Origin of the sequence: Eubacterium ruminantium (genome assembly GCF_900167085.1) — a bacterium.
GTDB lineage: Bacteria > Bacillota > Clostridia > Lachnospirales > Lachnospiraceae > Eubacterium_Q > Eubacterium_Q ruminantium.
Window position 1 is genome coordinate 1 of sequence record NZ_FUXA01000018.1, and the last position, 18,797, is coordinate 18,797.

The 18,797-nt window shown below is 36.8% G+C and carries 17 protein-coding genes; all 17 read left to right on the plus strand.

What is annotated here, in order from left to right; genetic code table 11:
* The first annotated feature begins 312 nt into the window (after positions 1-312).
* Complete coding sequence (locus B5D25_RS11515; protein ID WP_078788117.1) at positions 313-1,077, plus strand: alpha/beta hydrolase; 765 nt, start codon at positions 313-315, stop codon at positions 1,075-1,077.
* Complete coding sequence (locus B5D25_RS11520; protein ID WP_078788118.1) at positions 1,062-2,486, plus strand: MFS transporter; 1,425 nt, start codon at positions 1,062-1,064, stop codon at positions 2,484-2,486. Before B5D25_RS11515 ends, B5D25_RS11520 begins: the two co-directional genes overlap by 16 nt.
* A gap of 112 nt (positions 2,487-2,598) precedes the next feature.
* Positions 2,599-3,165 (plus strand): carbonic anhydrase, encoded by a 567-nt coding sequence (locus tag B5D25_RS11525; protein WP_078788119.1) that lies wholly within the window; start codon positions 2,599-2,601, stop codon positions 3,163-3,165.
* A 228-nt stretch (positions 3,166-3,393) separates the two neighbouring features.
* Complete coding sequence (locus B5D25_RS13200) at positions 3,394-3,528, plus strand: diguanylate cyclase domain-containing protein (protein WP_341465082.1); 135 nt, start codon at positions 3,394-3,396, stop codon at positions 3,526-3,528.
* 248 nt (positions 3,529-3,776) lie between these two features.
* Entirely contained in the window at positions 3,777-4,250 is a 474-nt protein-coding gene (locus tag B5D25_RS11535; protein WP_078788121.1) for a flavin reductase, read from the plus strand.
* 90 nt (positions 4,251-4,340) lie between these two features.
* A complete protein-coding gene (locus B5D25_RS11540; RefSeq protein ID WP_159444167.1) occupies positions 4,341-4,829 on the plus strand; it encodes an Lrp/AsnC family transcriptional regulator in 489 nt (162 codons plus the stop codon).
* Positions 4,780-5,148, plus strand: coding sequence for a DNA-directed RNA polymerase subunit alpha C-terminal domain-containing protein (locus tag B5D25_RS11545; protein WP_078788123.1), 369 nt, complete (start codon positions 4,780-4,782; stop codon positions 5,146-5,148). The genes B5D25_RS11540 and B5D25_RS11545 overlap by 50 nt, the downstream gene beginning before the upstream one ends.
* A gap of 22 nt (positions 5,149-5,170) precedes the next feature.
* Positions 5,171-5,851 (plus strand): ATP-binding cassette domain-containing protein, encoded by a 681-nt coding sequence (locus B5D25_RS11550; RefSeq protein ID WP_078788124.1) that lies wholly within the window; start codon positions 5,171-5,173, stop codon positions 5,849-5,851.
* Positions 5,826-6,509, plus strand: coding sequence for a hypothetical protein (locus B5D25_RS11555; RefSeq protein WP_143000680.1), 684 nt, complete (start codon positions 5,826-5,828; stop codon positions 6,507-6,509). The genes B5D25_RS11550 and B5D25_RS11555 overlap by 26 nt, the downstream gene beginning before the upstream one ends.
* A 186-nt stretch (positions 6,510-6,695) precedes the next feature.
* Entirely contained in the window at positions 6,696-7,976 is a 1,281-nt protein-coding gene (locus B5D25_RS11560; protein ID WP_078788126.1) for a sensor histidine kinase, read from the plus strand.
* Positions 7,970-8,773, plus strand: a complete 804-nt coding sequence (locus tag B5D25_RS11565) for a response regulator (RefSeq protein WP_078788127.1) — start codon at positions 7,970-7,972, stop codon at positions 8,771-8,773. The genes B5D25_RS11560 and B5D25_RS11565 overlap by 7 nt, the downstream gene beginning before the upstream one ends.
* 204 nt (positions 8,774-8,977) lie before the next feature.
* Positions 8,978-12,676, plus strand: a complete 3,699-nt coding sequence (locus tag B5D25_RS11570; RefSeq protein ID WP_078788128.1) for an InlB B-repeat-containing protein — start codon at positions 8,978-8,980, stop codon at positions 12,674-12,676.
* A gap of 282 nt (positions 12,677-12,958) precedes the next feature.
* Positions 12,959-13,813 carry a hypothetical protein gene (locus B5D25_RS11575; RefSeq protein ID WP_078788129.1) on the plus strand — a complete coding sequence of 285 codons (855 nt, stop codon included), beginning with the start codon at positions 12,959-12,961 and terminating at the stop codon, positions 13,811-13,813.
* Between the two features lie 170 nt (positions 13,814-13,983).
* Complete coding sequence (locus tag B5D25_RS11580) at positions 13,984-15,054, plus strand: saccharopine dehydrogenase family protein (RefSeq protein WP_078788130.1); 1,071 nt, start codon at positions 13,984-13,986, stop codon at positions 15,052-15,054.
* A 36-nt stretch (positions 15,055-15,090) separates the two neighbouring features.
* Positions 15,091-15,774, plus strand: coding sequence for a ZinT/AdcA family metal-binding protein (locus tag B5D25_RS11585; protein ID WP_078788131.1), 684 nt, complete (start codon positions 15,091-15,093; stop codon positions 15,772-15,774).
* An 18-nt stretch (positions 15,775-15,792) separates the two neighbouring features.
* Positions 15,793-16,491, plus strand: coding sequence for an ABC transporter ATP-binding protein (locus B5D25_RS11590; protein ID WP_078788132.1), 699 nt, complete (start codon positions 15,793-15,795; stop codon positions 16,489-16,491).
* Positions 16,492-16,498: 7 nt separating this feature from the next.
* Positions 16,499-18,796, plus strand: a complete 2,298-nt coding sequence (locus B5D25_RS11595) for an ABC transporter permease (RefSeq protein WP_078788133.1) — start codon at positions 16,499-16,501, stop codon at positions 18,794-18,796.
* Position 18,797 lies beyond the last annotated feature (1 nt).

Here is an 18,797-nt window from a genome sequence, read left to right on the forward strand (position 1 = left end):
AAAAGCAGTATTGGTGTCATGGACGCACCCTGAATCTACGGAGCGAAAGCTCCGCAAATCAGATGCTTTGGCAATTCAATTGCCGAGTAGTTCACGATGTACACGTCAAAATATATCCTATATAGTTAAGCGCGAGCAACTTCCTGTTTTGAAACATGGTGTAAATGGTAATCTATATCTTAAGGGTGATGTAGAGAAAAATCTGTGGTGATACAAAATTTGACGTATTGATAGAATGATTATAAAATTCCGTATTTATGCGGGTTGTGGTGTTTCACAAACGCCTAATATATTTTAACTGGGAGGTTAGTCATGGCTTTATTACAAGTTAATTACATGTCGAAATCATTATTTCGAATCGTACCGCTCAATGTGATCTTGCCTGTGGACAAGTTCGATGCGGACAACAATAAATATTTGTCGAAGGAAGATACAAGGTACAAGACTCTGTACCTGCTGCATGGGCTTCTTGGGAATTACACCGATTGGGTTAGTCAGACACGTATTCAGAAATGGGCGGAGGAGAAGAATCTGGCAGTGGTAATGCCTTCGGGAGATAATTCATTTTATTTCAGATCCAGAACTCCTTGGAATGATTATGAAACATTCATAGGAGAGGAACTTTTGGAGATTACAAGAAAAATGTTTCCCCTTTCCTCGAAGAGAGAGGATACATTTATCGCAGGGCTTTCGATGGGAGGCTACGGCGCACTTAGAAATGGTATCGTGTATTCCGATAACTTCAGTCATGTTGTAGGACTGTCGTCAGCGATTCATATATTTGACGATACGTCGGAAGATGCAAATCTTGGATTATTCGATAATCTGGAAGAAGCATCGAAGACAAATCTCAATCCGCTTGTTGCAGCTCGCGAAATGTTCGAAAGTGGAAGGAGTATTCCTAGGTTCTACATGTCCTGTGGAACGCAGGATGACCTGATGAAGACGAACACAGATTTCAGAGATTATCTCCGTGCAAATGGCGCCGAGGTAACTTGGGATGAAGAGGACGCCGGACACGACTGGGACTTCTGGGACAGCCAGATCAAGAAGGTGCTTGAGTGGCTGCCACTGTAACTAAATTTTGGCATAAAAGGAAGACTGAAAAGCGTATGAAAAAAGCATATATTTTACTGGGGAACAAACAAGAAGAGGAAGTTTTATGTTTAAAAAATGATAAGAAAGACGATGAGTATATTGTTTTTCCATCCTCAAAAATAAAGGTAAAGAACAAGCATATTTGCGGGAAGTATGAATTTAAGAAAAATCAAAATGAGACCGAAAAAGGTATAACTGATAAGTATAAACTCTATTTTGCTGTTGTGGATAAAGACGAATTCAAAATTGATAACAGAAAATTAATTTGTGGGTCAAAAGAAAAGTTAGAACAGGAATTGAAATGTAAAATGCCTAACGAAGATAAAGCGGAGGCATATACTAAAGAAATTCTTGATAGGGAAAGTAGGTTTAATTACTTTAAGCAATGGATCAAGTTTTTAGATATTTTAAAAATATTATTTGATATTAATCCTAGTAAAAAAGGTGATAATACTGAAAAAGCAGATGAATCCAAAGAAGTAAAGAATACTAGTTGGAAAGAAATGTTTGACTATACCCAGAAACTTATATTATTTTTCGCACCGTTTATTTTCTTTATGTTGAAGTTGGTGCCTTATTCATATAAAAAGGGTGTTTTTGAATATTATAAACTTGATGGTTCTTTTGTGAATAACGATATAACAAATATATTTAATGATATTGTCATTGCAATTTTTGGTGCAGTTGTACTGATTATTTTTAATTATATAATGGCTCTGTCGGTTGTAAAATTACGTTTTTTTCGAGGCTTTCTGATAATTTTAGAATTATTAATAATGTTTGGTATATCGTACGGCGAATTCGAGAACAAATTATGGTGGGGTATAGCCGCATTTCTTATGGGAATTGTAGTGAATACTTTATCTATATATATGATATATATTTATAGAAATTATATAAAGAATGGAATCCAGAATGAGTTCACATTTTCGCAGAATATGAAAATTTTGATACCTGTTATTTTCATATTATATGTTGTTATTTTATTGGGTGCACCAATTTACGCGAAAATGAAATGTGAAAATAAAAAGTCATATTATTGTATCATTGAAGTGGCAGATAACGATCATGATGAGCAAGAATCAGATGAAAAAAATTTTGATACGATTAATGAAAAAAATGTATATACGCTGAATGAACAAGAAGTGTATATATATCCGATAATATATAAAAATGATGATACTTACATAGTTTCGAGGTTATATAAAGAAATAGATGTGAATAAAAATACCGAAGCAATTGCTACAGGTAATGATGCTGTAAATGCTTCGGAAATAATAAATAAGGATGATTTAGATGTAAGTGAATATGATAATAAACTTGATTTAGATTATCGTAGAGTTATTGAGAAGAAAAACAAAAAAATCTTTTTGGTAAAAATAAAATAATCAACGGACTATTGTCATAATCATTGCACGGACGGCGTAAATGAGAAGATGCAGGAGCTGGTGAGCAAGAAATTTACAGGGAGAAAAATAAAACATTATTGGAGTATTTACCATGAACCCAGAAAATCAAAAGATAATCGAAAAACTTAAATCAGGAAATGAGTTGTTCCTTCAAACCGGTAAGAATGAAGGGGATGTTTCATTAGCTATCAGGAAGAAGACCGCAGAGGAAGGGCAGCATCCTTATGCAATCGTGATCACCTGCTCTGATTCGAGAGTTATTCCCGACGCTATATTTTCGGCGGGAATAGGTGAACTGTTCGTGATCCGAGTTGCCGGAAATGTGCTTGATAATCACCAGCTTGGAAGTATTGAGTATGCGTTTTCACATCTTGATGCGAACCTGATCGTCATGCTTGGTCACACGAAGTGCGGTGCCATAAGTGCCGCTCAGCATAGTCACGGAACGACCGACAGGTACATCAAGTACATCATTGAAGACATAACGGAAGCTATAGGCGACGAGAAGGATGATTACAGGGCTACAGTGCTGAATGTGAAGCATGGCGTAAATGTGATAAAGAATGCATTTCACGATCATCCCGAGATTGAAGCGGACGAGCTTGATGTGGTCGGGGCGGTATATGATATCGAAACCGGAATAGTTGAGTGGATATAAATAAATATGATTGTATGACTGGTTATTTATATGATAAAATTATAGAAAGTATTTATGTGTTTATACTGATTGGGTGAATGACATTATGGGGTAAGTATCTTCAGCTTCAGACGGAAATATAATCCATATGCGACATGTTATCATTCTTTGCAAAGATAAGAGGCACGTCATTTGTTGCCTTGAAAATATCGAGAAGGAATATGTCGAGAAAGAAAATCAGAAGAAGAGATAAAGAATAATACGAAGACTATGAAGTTCGCTGTTGTGATGTGCGATATAAATGATCTCAAAAACATCAATGACACGCGAGGACATAGTTATGGTGATCCGGAGTATTTCGGCGGTATTATCCTCCCGGATTAGAGGGGATGTAATGTTGACAGAAATTTGACGGAGAATTATTTTCTTGGCAAAGTGGTTTTATATAAGCAGTGCAGTATGCTGAAGCACTGCTTATTTTAATCTGTGATTAGTGCTACCGGTACCGGGTTGTTAAAAATGAGGGTTGCTGAATACAGATAGTATAATTTGTTATGAGTAATATTATTTATTATGAGTAATATAATTTAATAAAGATAATATATATAAACATTTTCACGGAGGAATAAGAAATGGAATTTACAACAGATATTTTAAGTGTATTTGATAAGAAATGGGCTCTTCTTACAGCCGGAAAGGAGGACAGCTTCAATACTATGACGATCAGCTGGGGAGGTCTTGGAACTATTTGGAATAAACCGGTAGCAACAGTATATGTGAGAACTTCAAGATATACACATGACTTCATGGACGCGAATGAATTCTTCACAGTCAGCTTCTACCCGGAGGAATGTAAAAAGACTCTTGGGGTTCTTGGCTCAAAATCAGGTCGTGATATAGATAAGATGAAGGAGTCCGGACTTACACCTGTAAAGACCGGTGAATCTATGTCATTTAAAGAGGCGGAAGTAACTCTTGTTTGTAAGAAGTTATTTAAACAGAAGCTTGAAGAATCCAATATGCCTGCTGATATTGCGAAGGCTATGTACGAAGGTCAGGCATCACATGATATGTACATTGGAGAAATAGTAGAGATCATAAGATAGGTTACGAAACGAAACCCAATCTATTGAAATGAAGATTGTCCGAAGGTATAATTCAGACAATCAGAGTCGACGCTGATAAGGAGTGAGGTTTTGGATAAGACAGACGAGAAAATTTTGGATTTGCTTAAGGGTAATGCCAGGATGAGTTATCAGGAACTGGGAGATGCCATCGGAATGTCGCGTGTTGCTGCAAAGAAACGAGTGCAAAAACTGGAAAATGAGAAGATAATTCGCAGGTACAATACTTATATTGACCGGAGTGATGAAATTACGGTATTGATAGATATTGTTACGGTTCCGGGCAGGCAGGATGAAGTGCTTAAATACCTTCTTAACAGGACAGCATATATCCGGCAAATCTATAAAACCACCAAGGCGAATCATATTCACGCGGTGGCAGTGTCTGATCAGATTGCAAACCTCAAGTATCTTGTGAAGATGATCCAAAAAAAGTGTGATATGGATATAGAAGAGATTCATTGTCATGCTGTGAAAGAGGTCATCAAGGATGTATACGGAGGTATAAGAAATGAGCCTAATTCAGAGTCAGACAGCGATAGAGATAATGAACCGCATTGAAGGCGTGAGATTGCACGAGAAAAAAGGCGGCAAGTTTAAATATTTTATGTATATGACAAGTGCTATGAGGAATACTTCGATTGAGGCATTGGAGCTTAGCATGAGATCATATAATGTACTTATGAGAGCCGGACTTATAACCATCGGCCAGGTAGTCGATTCCATTGCTTCCGGTTCGGAACTCAGATCAATTCGTAATTGCGGAGTCAAAAGTGTTAGAGAGATACAGGAACAGCTTTTTATTTATCAATATTTTTCTCTTCCGCAGGAAAAAAGAGAAGATTATTTATTAGAGGTAGTACTTATGAATCAAAAATAGCAAAAACAGGAGGTGGGGTTAAATGGAACTTTTTAAATGTGATGGATTAACAAAGCATAAGGGTGATTTCTGTCTGAAAGATGTAAGTTTTTCATTTCCTAAGGGAAGAATTGTGGGACTTCTCGGGAAAGATGGATTCGGAAAGACAACGCTGATCAAAACCATACTCGGAAGTTATGGCATAGATCAAAATGCTAATGATGCCGGTGATTTATGGATGGACGGTCATAACTTTAAAGATGACCCAAAGGAATACCGCAGTGGTATTGGATTCGTTCTTCTGGATAATCCGTTTGATAATAGTATGACGCCTGCTGAAGTGGGCGAAACCTACGGATATTATTATAACGATTTCGATATGGATAAGTACCTGAAGTATCTTGAGGAGTTTGACCTTCCTCTTAAGTCGGCGGGAGCTCAGCTTACCGGAGGACAGATAATGAAGTTGCAGATGGCTTTTTCACTTAGTCATCCGACAAAGTTGCTTCTCCTGGATGAACCTTATTATTATATAGATAGTGATTTTAGATTTTTCTTCTATGATACGATAAGGTCTCTGGCAGATTCCGGGGAAGGTTCGGTTATTTTTTCATCCAGATCGGCAGTCCAATTGACTATTCTTACGGACGACATGATCTTACTGAAGCGAACGGGAAATGTCAGCACAGCAGAGTTTTTTGGAAGGGATAGCGACAGTGAATGATTATCTGAGAAGAGAAATAATACTATTCAAATATCATCCCAAGTTATGGATCGCAAGGATTATATTTATTATCCTTGTGATCCTCTCAGGGTGTTTTCAGTGGCTCATAATGATCATCGCATCAGCCATTTCCATCGGATATGTACACAGTTCTGAGATGGAACATATGCTGCCGATGACGGACCGGGAACTGACTGCGAGAAATCTTATGAAGGTCAGAATGGTATGGCTTAGATATCTTATCTTTGGTGCAATCGGAAATGTTTACGTTTATCTGTCAAGTAAGAACGGATGGTTTCTTTTGTATCCGAATGCTATCTACAAGGCGCCGGTTCTGGAGCTTTGTTTCTTTATACTTCAGATGGTCTATATCTATGAGATTATGCTTGATGAAGCCAATGATAATAAGCGTTTAAATGGCTTCGGAAAACATCCTAAGATAGAACCTGTGAAAATACTTATACAAGTGATACCGCATTTGGTATTTTACAGTTATGCTGTCAGCATCAGTATAAGCAGTGATAAAATGCGAGGAATCTTAGGTATCGATGCTGATGAGATTCATATGACAATTATCTCTGCAGCGGCTCTTTTGCTACTGATAAATCTTCTGACAGAGAGGAAAAAAAGTAGGATATGTGACCATTATCCTATTTGAAAGAATGGGATTTTTATATTATAATAATATGTGTATGGGGTTAGTTTTACAGTGATGAAAATGTATGGGGATGCATTTTTATCGTTGGTTCTTTTTTGATGTTTTTGGGGTTGCATTTTTTTCGGAATTTACGATATTCCTACCTTGGTATGTCGTAGATTTTTTGTCATAGGGGGAGGGATATGGATGTTGGATTATATACTTAAATCATTAATATCTTACTCCCTTGTGCCTGTTTTCTTACAGGTGTTCATTCTGATCTTCGTCGTGATTGCCGATCCATATATCATGAAAAAACAAAAAAGGATAATGATGATAATCACTATTCTTGTTATTTGTCTGATATTTGATAATCTGCTTTCATATTATTTATCAACGTCTCGGTCAATAATTTATCTAAGGACTATTGAATCAATCTTTGGATATAGTATAAGACCTGTCATCATAGTTTTATTTTTCTATATAGTAAATCCACAGAAGAAATATCATTTATTTTGGCTTTTGGTCGATCTGAATATCATCATTTATATGACGGCATTATTCTCGCCAATCGCTTTTTCTATATCAAAGGATAATCATTTCATTCGTGGGCCTTTAGGTTTTACATCTCATATCACTTGTGTGATATTGATACTTTATCTTATGGCCATTTCTCTTTTTGAATGGAGATTCACCCGCGGAATTATGATGTTTATTCCTATCATCAATACATTTTTAATAATCATTGCCATAATAATGGATTCCTTTGTCGTGACTGAGGATAACAGGCTGACATTCCTTACAATAACTGTAGTAAGTTGTACCTTGTTCTACTATGTATGGCTGCATCTTAAGTTTGCCCATGAATATGAGGAGAAACTAAGGAATCAGCAAAGGACGAAACTTATGCTGAGTCAGATTAATCCACATTTCATGATCAATTCCCTTGGTGCGATAAAGGAGCTGTGTGATTCGAAGGAGGCAAGGGTGGCGGTAGACCAGTTTGCCAGATATCTGCAGGGCAATATGGAAACTATGATGAGGCAGGATATCATTTCTTTTAAGAGTGAGCTTGAACATACAAAGGCCTATCTTGCGTTGGAGCAGATCAGATTCGAGGATGCGCTTCAAATCAAGTATGATATAACTTGCAGTGACTTCGGCATATCTACCTTGTCGCTGCAGCCTATAGTTGAAAATGCAGTCCGGCATGGTGTTCGTGGTTCGGAGAAGGATGTTGGTACGGTTATCATTTCAACAAGAGAATTTGATGATCGTTATGAGATAAAAGTTTCCGACGACGGTGTCGGATTTGATCCGGACAATATAAAGCCGAAAAATGACGGCCGGGAACATATAGGTATTCAAAATGTTCGGGATAGACTGAAAGCGGTTTGCAATGCTGAGATGATCATTGAATCAACGCCGGGAGAAGGAACCGATGTCAGTATCATTATTCCAAAGAGGGAGGGGGAAGGCTTATGCTGATTTTTGCCATAGACGACGAACCTAAGATGCTCAGGTCGCTTAATGCGGCTATTGAAGAGGCACGTCCTGATGCGGAAATATGTGCGTTTTCAAAAATATCCGAAGTGATCCATTCTATTAAAGAAGAGAAAAGGAAACCGGATGTGGTATTCACTGATATTGAGATGCCTGTAATGAGCGGGATAGAGCTTGCTATCAAGATTAAAAATGTGGTGCCGGATGCGAGGATCATTTTTGTAACAAGTCATTCGCAATATGCTGTCGAAGCATTTCGTCTGCATATAAATGGATACATCCTTAAACCTGTTGATCCGGAAAGGGTTAAGGAGGAATTAAAGCTGCTGGATATTCCGGTGAATGTACCTGAACCTGAATCAAAACTCAGGATAAAATGTTTTGGATATTTTGATGTATTCTGGCAGGGCAAGCCACTGATCTTTAAAAGAAATCAGACCAAGGAACTTCTGGCATATCTTGTTGATCGGGAGGGTGCGGCGTGCACAAGTGAAGAACTTATAACAGCCTTGTGGGAAGACGTGAAAGATGATAAGGTTGCTAAAAGTCATATCCGAGTTCTTATAAGTGATCTTCGAACAACTCTTGGAAATATCAAGATGGAAGGAATTCTTATTCGAGAGAAAAGGATGATCGCCATAAAGCGTGATATGATTGATTGTGATTATTACAGAATGCTCGGTGGAGATGTAAATGCAGTTAATTCATATCATGGAGAATATATGAAACAGTATAGCTGGGCTGAATATACCAACGCGAAACTTCACTTCAGTGATATATGATTTCTGTCAAGAAATATTTCCTAAAATAATGCACAAAATTAATTCTGATAAATATTATGAATTTATTAATTATGCCTTAATAAATATGTCGAAAAGTAACGTTTGTGTAACGCTACAACAAGTATAATCAATATGTATTTAGTTGATGATACAAATGATTAAATCTTAAGAAATTTTAAGACATATTATTTAGGAGGTGAGATTATGAGTCGTAAGTTTAGAAGAATTCTAAGCATTGTAATGACATTTGTAATGTGTCTTTACATGATGCCAAATGTAGTCTTGGCTGACGGAAATGACCTGGATTACGAATTGATTGTTAGTATTACAACCGGATCTAATGAGATCGGCGGAACAATAGCTGCAACGGTCAGTCTTAGAAATAATACAGGTTCAGAAAAGACTCTTCAGGCTTTTGATTTTTACGCAACCGGTTCTTCAAATGTGTCAATTACCGGTTACACAAATGCCGCTCAGGTCGATGCAGTTCCTGTAATGAATGGATCAACGCTTCATGTCAGAAAAATCGGTAAGCAGAATAATGATCAGTCATATTCTAATACAGAACTAACATTATCGGCTGGAGAAAGCGTTGTTCTCGGTACTATAAATGCTACTTTATCAAATGATATCATAGATGGAGATACTTACAGTATTTCTATTGTCGGCGTCGGAGATACTAGAGCAAATATAGCTGTGGCAAATGATGATAACAGCCACTATCCTTTGCCATCAACGAATCCGGGAACATTTCATAAAACGTATACAGTAACATATGTTGATAAGGGTCTTAACGATGACTCTTATGTTACAATAGGAACAGGAATAAAACGGCATGGACATAACTATACAATTTCTACTAATTTAAACGATAATACAGTATTTAATGTTAATCCTATACCAACTCACAGTCCAAAGCAGTATTTCGGAGGATGGGCTACATCTGAGTATGGAGGTACAGTGTATACAGTAGGTGGTAGCAATGTTTATTCAACAAATAGTGATATTACACTTTATGCAAGGTGGCCATACAGCAATCAGGAAGTTACGTTCTTGGGTGCATGGGGTGGTAGTATTGGTAGTAGTATATCTGTACCTTACAATGATCATATAAGTTTAGCTGACATACCTTCAGATGAAGCTGTATTGAATACCATTGGTGATAATGCAAGATGGGGTTATCAATCAGATTTCGAATTCTTAGGTTGGGTACCGGTAAGTGGCCAGTCGGATGTCGGAGATGTAGTTGGTGGTCGTGAATTCCCTGGTGCAAATACCGGTAGTATTATCAGCAAAGAGGATATGACAAACCTGTTGATTAATGATACTACATATTTTGCTCCAAAATTTGCATATAAAAGTAATTTATCTGCATCATTTGCAGTAGCAGGTAACTATTCAGGTGTACAGAATATGCCGCCGACACAAACAGGTTTATCTGTTCACAGTAAGGTAACAGCACCGCCATCAGATCCAAGTCTTAATGGATATACATTTAACGGATGGTATAAAGAGGATACATGTAATACATTCTGGGATTTTGCTAATGATGAAATTACATCAAACGTAACAATTTATGCAAAGTTTACTGCAAATAGTTACGATATTACTTATCACGAAAATGCTGGTGTATTTAGTAGTAATTACACAGCACCTGCATCATATACATATGGTACAGAAGTAAATCTTCCTACAAGTTCAAATATAAGTAAGACAGGTTATATATTCGCCGGATGGTATGAGAATTCCGGATTTGATGGATCTCCAGTATCAGCAATAAGCAATACTTCTACAGGTCCAAAGGAGTTTTATGCTAAATGGACTCCAATAAGTTATTCTATTAGATTTAATTCAAATGGTGGTACCGGAAATATGGATAATCAGGTATTCGCATATGGTGAATCTAAAGAACTTAGTCAGAATGAATTCACTAATAGTGGAAAAACATTCAAAGGATGGAGCACATCAGAGAATCCGGCAGATGATAGTGCGATAAATTATAGTGATAAGGCTTCCGTATCAAATCTTTCAACTACAAATAATGCAGTTATTGATTTATACGCAGTTTGGTCAGTTGATGCTTATCAAATCACTTATAATTTAGGTGGTGGTTCAGATGCAGGATCTAATCCAACAACATATTCTGTTACATCACCTGCAATTTCACTTACAAATCCTACAAGAAATGGTTATACATTTACAGGTTGGACAGGAACAGGATTAAGTGAAGCTAGTACATCTGTAACAATACCATCAGGAAGTACAGGAGATAGAGAATATACCGCAAATTGGTCACCGATATCATACACAGTTACTTTTGATGAGAATGGTGGAGATGATATATCAAATTTAACTTATAATATTGAATCAACAAGTGCTCTTGGATCAACAAGCAGAAATGGTTACTCATTTACAGGTTGGAAAGTTACAACCGCAGGAGGAAACTGGGAAGAGAATACTGTGCTTTCGGCTACAGATATAGTAACAGGAAAATACGGTGATGTTACTCTTACAGCTCAGTGGACACCTACAAATTATACAGTTACATTTAATTCAAATGGTGGAAGCGCAGTTTCTGCTATGACTTATACAATTAACAGTACAAATACTTTGCCAACTACAAGTAAAGATGGTTACACATTTAACGGTTGGAAGGTTACAACCGCAGCAGGAAACTGGGTAGCAAATGATGATTTAGGAATAACATATGCCTTAAATGGTAATTATGGTAATGTAACTCTTACAGCTCAGTGGGCAGTTATAAATTATACAATATCATATGATGGTCTTACAGATGCGACCGTATCAGGTAATCCAACATCATACAATATCGAATCCAATGCAATAACACTGAATAATCCTACAAAAACAGGTTATACATTTGCAGGATGGACAGGAACAGGATTAAATGAAGCAAGTACATCTGTTACAATACCATCAGGATCAATGGGTGATAGATCATATACTGCTACATGGAATATAATTACATATGAAGTAAAATTCTATGATAAACCTGAGAACGCACAAGATAAGCAGGTTATTGAAACAAGAACATATACAATTGCAAATCCGACTATTGAAGCACCAACAGTTCCGGGTAAAAACGGATATAACGGAGCATGGAGCAGTTATGATTTAACAGATCTTGGTAATAAAAATGTATATCCGGTATATACACCAATACAGTACACAATCACATTCGATACTAATGGTGGTACTGCAATAGCTCAGATGACATATACTATAGAATCAACAAGTACATTACCTGCAGCAAGTGGTAAGACTAACCATACCTTCGACAATTGGAAGGTTACAACAGCAGGCGGAAACTGGGCAGAAGATTCAACATATAATTCAGCATATTCTCTTACAGGAAAATATGGTAATGTAACTCTTACAGCTCAGTGGACAGTTGACTTTAGCTATGTAGTTGAAGAATACAAATATGCATATACAGGATACAGACTTCTTAGAGTAAAAGCTGATAGCTTAAGTGTAGATGAGGTATATACATATAATGGCGTAGTTATGAAGTATACAGATGATTCGGCGTATCAGATTGATGATAGTCCGGTATTCTATACACTTATACCAACATCAGTTAATACTTTAAGTGATGATCAGATAGGTATGATTTCATCTATTAACGGAAATAGAACAGATAATACAATTAATGTTTCTGCAGGTGATGTAAATGGTGATGGCGTAACAAATATAGCAGATGCGAATACTGTATATCAGATGCTTACACAGAATTCAGCTGGTGGATACTATTCACAGGAACAGCTTTCTACCCGTGATCGTTTAGCAGCCGATGTATCTTCTTCTACAACAAATGTAGAGCACCGTGCATCTATCGCCGATGTTAATGCAATCATTAATGCAATAAATGGTAGCAACTAATTTGATTAATAATATCAGTTTTTTACAAACTATTTTATCAACACTCCTTTATTTGGAAAACTATGATAAACTAACCAGAGGGGCCGGTCTTAGACCGGCCCCTCTCCCGTGTACTTCCGGCGGCACACATTTCTAAGGATAAAGTGACATTTTCAATTTGGTCTAAACAATGTTATTATAGAGAAATATTAAACAGTTTACGCCGGAGAAATCTTTTAAAGGGTTTAAAATTTAATGATTAATTTTATCCATTAAGATTAGGACATTTTGAAAGGGCAGGACATGAGTATATACAGGCAGATAAAAGACAATTTCATAATGACAAATGCCTGGAATGACTGGGCGTCTTACCGAGAGAAATTAACAGATCTAATCGTGAGTAAGAATAGCGGGAGTGTCATGATTGTTGGAGCCGGACGCTGCAATGATATTGATCTAAGGATGATACTTCAGACATTTGATAAAGTGATAATGATCGATGTGGACGAAGAAGGTGTAAGAGAAGCGGCGGCCGGTTTCCCGGAGAATCTTAGAAAGAAGATTGATGTTATGGGCATTTCGCTTACGGGAATCTATGAGGATGAAGTTGAAGACTTCTGCGAAGAAATGACTTATATTGCCAGAACAGACGGAATGAACGGGGACAAAGATCATTTTGTCAGTAAGCTTAGATCCTACATGGATCATTTTGAAGAAAAGCTGGAAAGAAATATAGATGAGTTAAATAGTTTATTCTCAGTAATTCATGTGGATGTAACAGTAAGCTGTGGGGTTCACAGTCAGCTTTTTTCCATGATATCTATTTTTATAAAAATACTTATCAATAATCTTTCTTCTGTCTTTAATGATATGGACCGGATGGAAGCGGAAATGGAAGAAAGACTCCGTCATATGAATGATATGATAATACCGGTCATCAACAGAGCTCTTTATAATTCTTCGATGGAGAAGATTTATTTCGGTAATGAGTATATGCCTGATAGCCCTGTTGAAGGTGCGGATCAGTGCATAAGAGATGTCAGAGACAGATACTCACCGTCGGAGACGCAGCTTATCTGGGATTTCAATCCTGCCGAAGAAAAAAAATATAATATGCTTATACAGATTTGTGGAGTGAATCGTGATCTTGAACAATGATCTGATTAAAAACCTCTTTACCGGATAAAAGGTAAAGAGGTTTTTTTATGCTAACAAAATAATCTTGCACTAACAAAAGTTATATGCTACTATCTTGTGTTAGTAATAACTAATCCATGCTGATAGACGTAATTTAATAGGATTCTAACATGCATAAGGAGGGACATAATATGAAAAAAGTTGGGATTATAGGTGCTAGCGGTAAGATAGGACTTATGTCTGCAAAAGCATTGGAAGGTAGTTGTTGCATAAAGGGTGGTAGCAGAAACTATAGTGATAGTTTTAAGGGGATAGAAAACTTTGAGTGGCAGCAGGTTGATATTTATGATGATGACAGCCTGGATAAATTCTGTGATGGTTGCGATATTATTTTAAACTGTACCGGACCGGCAGGAATTGTCAAAGAGCGAGTAGCAGTAGCTGCGGGGAAGATGGGGATTCCTTATGTGGATACTGCAGATGTGATACTTGTAGATAAAAGTATACGTGATGCACTTCCTCAAAATAGTGTATATGTAGCAGGAGGCGGTTATGTTCCGGGACTTGGGGGACTGCTTATAAAATACATTTCGGACAAGTTGTTCGATAGGGTTGATAAAGTGAAGTGTTATCAGGTTGGAAAACAGTGTTTTTCATCAATTGCATTTACTGATATTGTGCTTACTTCTTTTTGTGGTACAGGAAAAGGAGATTCTTACTTCCGTAACGGAAGGATTCTGCAAGAGCACAATCTCGGAGAAATCTATAAGAAATTTCCAAAAACTGAAAAAGAGACAAAGATCAAAGCTTTCCTCAGTGATGAAATGATCGATATATCTGCCAAATGTAATATCAGAGAGCTGCATTGGTTCAATGGAGTAACTGATGAAAGGCTTTCGGATCTTGTTATGAAGTCAGTAAGTCATCTTATTAAAGACGGTAAAGATAATCCGATGGATATCATTGGTAAATATGCAAAGGAATATGAGCAGAATACATCTTCTGATGAGGAAGAATGGTCGACTGTCATTATCGAAGTAAGAGGTCTTAAGGATGATATCCGTAAGGAGTATAGGATTTCATACAATGTGGAAAAGGAAGAAGAAGCATGCGGAATGATCGCGTCACTTGCAGTTAGAAGGCTTCTAAATTGCTGTGTGGAAAATGGCACATATCGTCCGGCTGATATCGTTTCTTCTGATGATATCCGGCAGATGATAAATGATCCGTTATTCGGTGAATTCACAATTGAAGAGATTTAATAATTCGAAGAGATTAAATAATTCGAGGAGATAAAAATGGCTAAGAATAAAAAGTTTACTACAGCTTTTCTTTTGGGCTCTTTCATGCTTCTTGCTGCAGGATGCGGTAAAAAGAATGATTCAGATCAAAAGAATGTTGATGTTTACGATATAAAGGAAGAGAAGACGGATTGTGATGAACAGTACCGTTCACTTAAAGAATGGGAAGGTACATGGGAATCATTTGTTGATTATTGTGACAATCCGGGACTTAACAGAGAATGGACAAAGATTTCTGAGGAAGTAAATATCGATGAGGATAAGTTAAAAGACACATTTAAAGAGATTTGTTATGTGACGGATGATGTCAGATATTTCAATATCAAAGGCAATACTATTATCGGTTTTGATTCGAATAATAATAAAGTTTTCAGTGATAAATATAAAGTTGTGGCTGAATATTCCGAAGACAGTCCGGAAACTGTTATAGAGGGAGAAGTATCTTACCTTCTTCAAGCAGAGAGTTTTGAAGGAAGATACAGTTATATATGTATCATGCCAATCTGCACTATGGAAGAAGGAAACGGAATGAAGATGCTGAAACATTTTCATTTTAATTATGGCGAAACAGTAGAACAGGCCACTGACAGATCGAGGATTCCGACGATGATTGAAAAAGAGGATGACGAAAAAAAGAAAGCGGAAACTTTAACAACATTCTTTCTTGGAACAAAGGACTGATAACAGGAGGAACACAAAATGTTTGTAGAGATAAAGAATCTTAAAAAATACTACGGGGAAAAAGAGAATAAGATAAGCGTCTTAAAAGGTATAGATATGACCATAGATGAAGGAAGTATAGTGGTTGTTCTCGGACCGTCCGGATCCGGAAAATCAACTATTCTCAATATAATCGGAGGGCTTGAAACACCGGATGAAGGAAGTGTTGTTGTTGACGGTAAGAAGATCAGCGGAAAAAGCAGTGCTGAGATATCAAGATACAGAAGAGAGATGATAGGATTTGTCTTCCAGTCATACAATCTTATACCTAACCTTACAGTAAAAGAGAATATAGAAATATGTCAAAAACTTGGTGATCATGTCATAGATATCAATGAACTCATGAAACTTCTCGGACTTTCAGAGCATAAGAATAAATTTCCGAGACATTTGTCCGGAGGACAGCAGCAGAGAACGGCAATAGCACGTGCCATAGTTAAAAATCCAAAACTGCTTCTTTGTGATGAGCCTACGGGAGCACTGGATTATGAAACTTCAAAAGATACTCTAAGATTGCTTGAAACCATAAGAAAGAAGTATGGAACAACAATTCTTATGGTTACTCATAATGAAGCAATCGGCAAGATGGCCGATAAGATATTCAGAATAAGCGGAGGAGAGATAGCAAAAGAAATACGTGTTGAAAATCCGCAGTCAGTAGATGAGATAGAGTGGTGATGAGAAGATGAATAAGAGAGTTTTTAGAGATATAAAATCAAATTTCGGAAGATATTTTGCACTTTTTATACTAACAATGATAGCAGTGGGAATGTTTGTGGGTTTTATATCCGGAACGAACAGTGCAAAGGACACATTTAGTGATTACTTGAAAGATAACAATCTGGAAGATGGATATTTTACACTTGACGGACCTCTTGATGAAGGGATTAAAGGCGATGTTGAAGAACTCGGCGTTGACGTTTATCCAAGTCTTTACGCAGATAAGGATAATGAAGATGGATCGACTGTAAGAATATTTAATGAAAGAACCTCCTGCAATATTCCTTATGTCGGTGAAGGAACTCTTCCTCAGAATGAAGATGAGATATTCCTGGATCAGTTATATGCCAAAGAGAAAAAACTGAAAATAGGAAACAGTATCAGTATCGGTGGAAAAAGTTATAAGATTTCCGGAACAGGTGCTTTTCCGGATTATACAATAAGTCTTGAAACTCCGTCCCAAATGCTTGCAGACAGAAGTGAATTCGGTGTCGCAATGGTATCGGAGGATGCATTTAAAGATATAAATGAAGGCGATATATCATATAATTATGCATTTATATTTAAGGATAATCTTACTGAAGATGAGAAAAAAGAAAAGGTTAGGGATATAGTAAAAACCCTTGCCTGTGTATCCATGATAGAGAATTACGGAAAACTTGATCAGGCCTTCGAAAAGATGAGCAACGCTTCCGGCATAAATGCTTATAGCTATACGGAAAGCAACAAGAGAATATCAGGTGTAATTCCTAAAATGGATTCAAATAAATCCATGGCCACAATGTTTGTGGGAGTGGTCGTGATCATTATAGCCTTCCTGTATGTGATTTTTTCAAAGCAGGTTATTCAGCAGGAATGTTCTGTTCTCGGAACCCTCATTGCTTTGGGTATCAGAAAAACCGGAATTATCATTTCCTACCTTATCGCACCGTGTCTTATTACACTTCTTGGAAGTGTAGTTGGTGTCATTCTGGGCATGAAAGTTCTTTATGTTCTCCCTATTAACAGTCTTTCAGGATATTACAGTATCCCTGAGTGTTCAGTAAAGGTAGGAAATGAAATTCTTGTTATATCAATTTTACTTCCTTGTCTTTTGATAGGAATTATAAATACTGTATCACTTATAAAAAATCTGAACAGAAAACCTCTTCAGCTTATCAGAAAAGATCTGAAGAAGAATAGAGGCGCAAAGAACAGTCATTTTAACGCAGGAAGTTTTGATCTGAGATTCAGAGTAAGAATGTTTATGAGAAGTATTGGAGTGTATGTCCTTCTTTTCGTTGGAATTCTCCTGGGCGGACTGCTTATGATGTTTGGTGTCGGTATGTCCTCTTCTTTTGACAGATATATCGATGAACAGTCAGAGAATGCTCTTGTGAAATATCAATATGCTGTATCTGATGAATATAAGGTATCTATAGATGAAGCAGAAGAAGCTACAGTCAGCAGTTTTGATTATTACTCTGATGTACTGAAACAGTCATACAGTATCACCGGGGTAGGCGTAAGTGATAATAGTCAGTTCTTCAAGAATTTCCCCAAATTACAATATAAAGAAATAGCAATATCCGATGCTGCATCCAAGAAATTTAATATTAATAAAAATGATCAAATTGAATTGCAGAATACGGCAACAGGCGAAAAGGAATCCTATAAGGTTGTGGAAATTCTGAATTATAATCTGGGATTATGCATTTTTACTGACAAAAAAGAGATGAATAATATTCTCAGAAAAGAGAAGGACTATCACAATTATTATTTCTCAAATAAGGAACTCGATATTCCTGAAGATAATCTCGTTTCCAAGCTTACTGTTGATGATTATGTGTCAAACGGTAAGGTCATGAAGAATGCCATGAAATCCATGATAATAATGTTTCCTGCTGTGGCAGTAATTGTATATCTGATCATTATGTATATCCTTATCAAACTTATTATCTCTCAGAATGAGATAGGTATTTCAATGCTTAAGATATTTGGATTTACGGAAAAAGAGATAAGAAAGATGTATACGAGAACTAACCTTATCGTAACAGTTCTGATAATATTGATATCTTTACCGCTTCAGTATTCGCTCATGGTTGCAGTATGGCCTGCATGTATAAAAACTATACCGGGATACATAGGATTTGTAATGGGGTGGAAGAGCATTCTTCTGGTAGCAGGCGTTGGACTTGCTTGTTATCTGATAGCGAATTTCACATCCCTGAGAAGGGTTAAAAATGTGCCGATGGTTATGGCATTAAAGAATCAGGATTCATAAA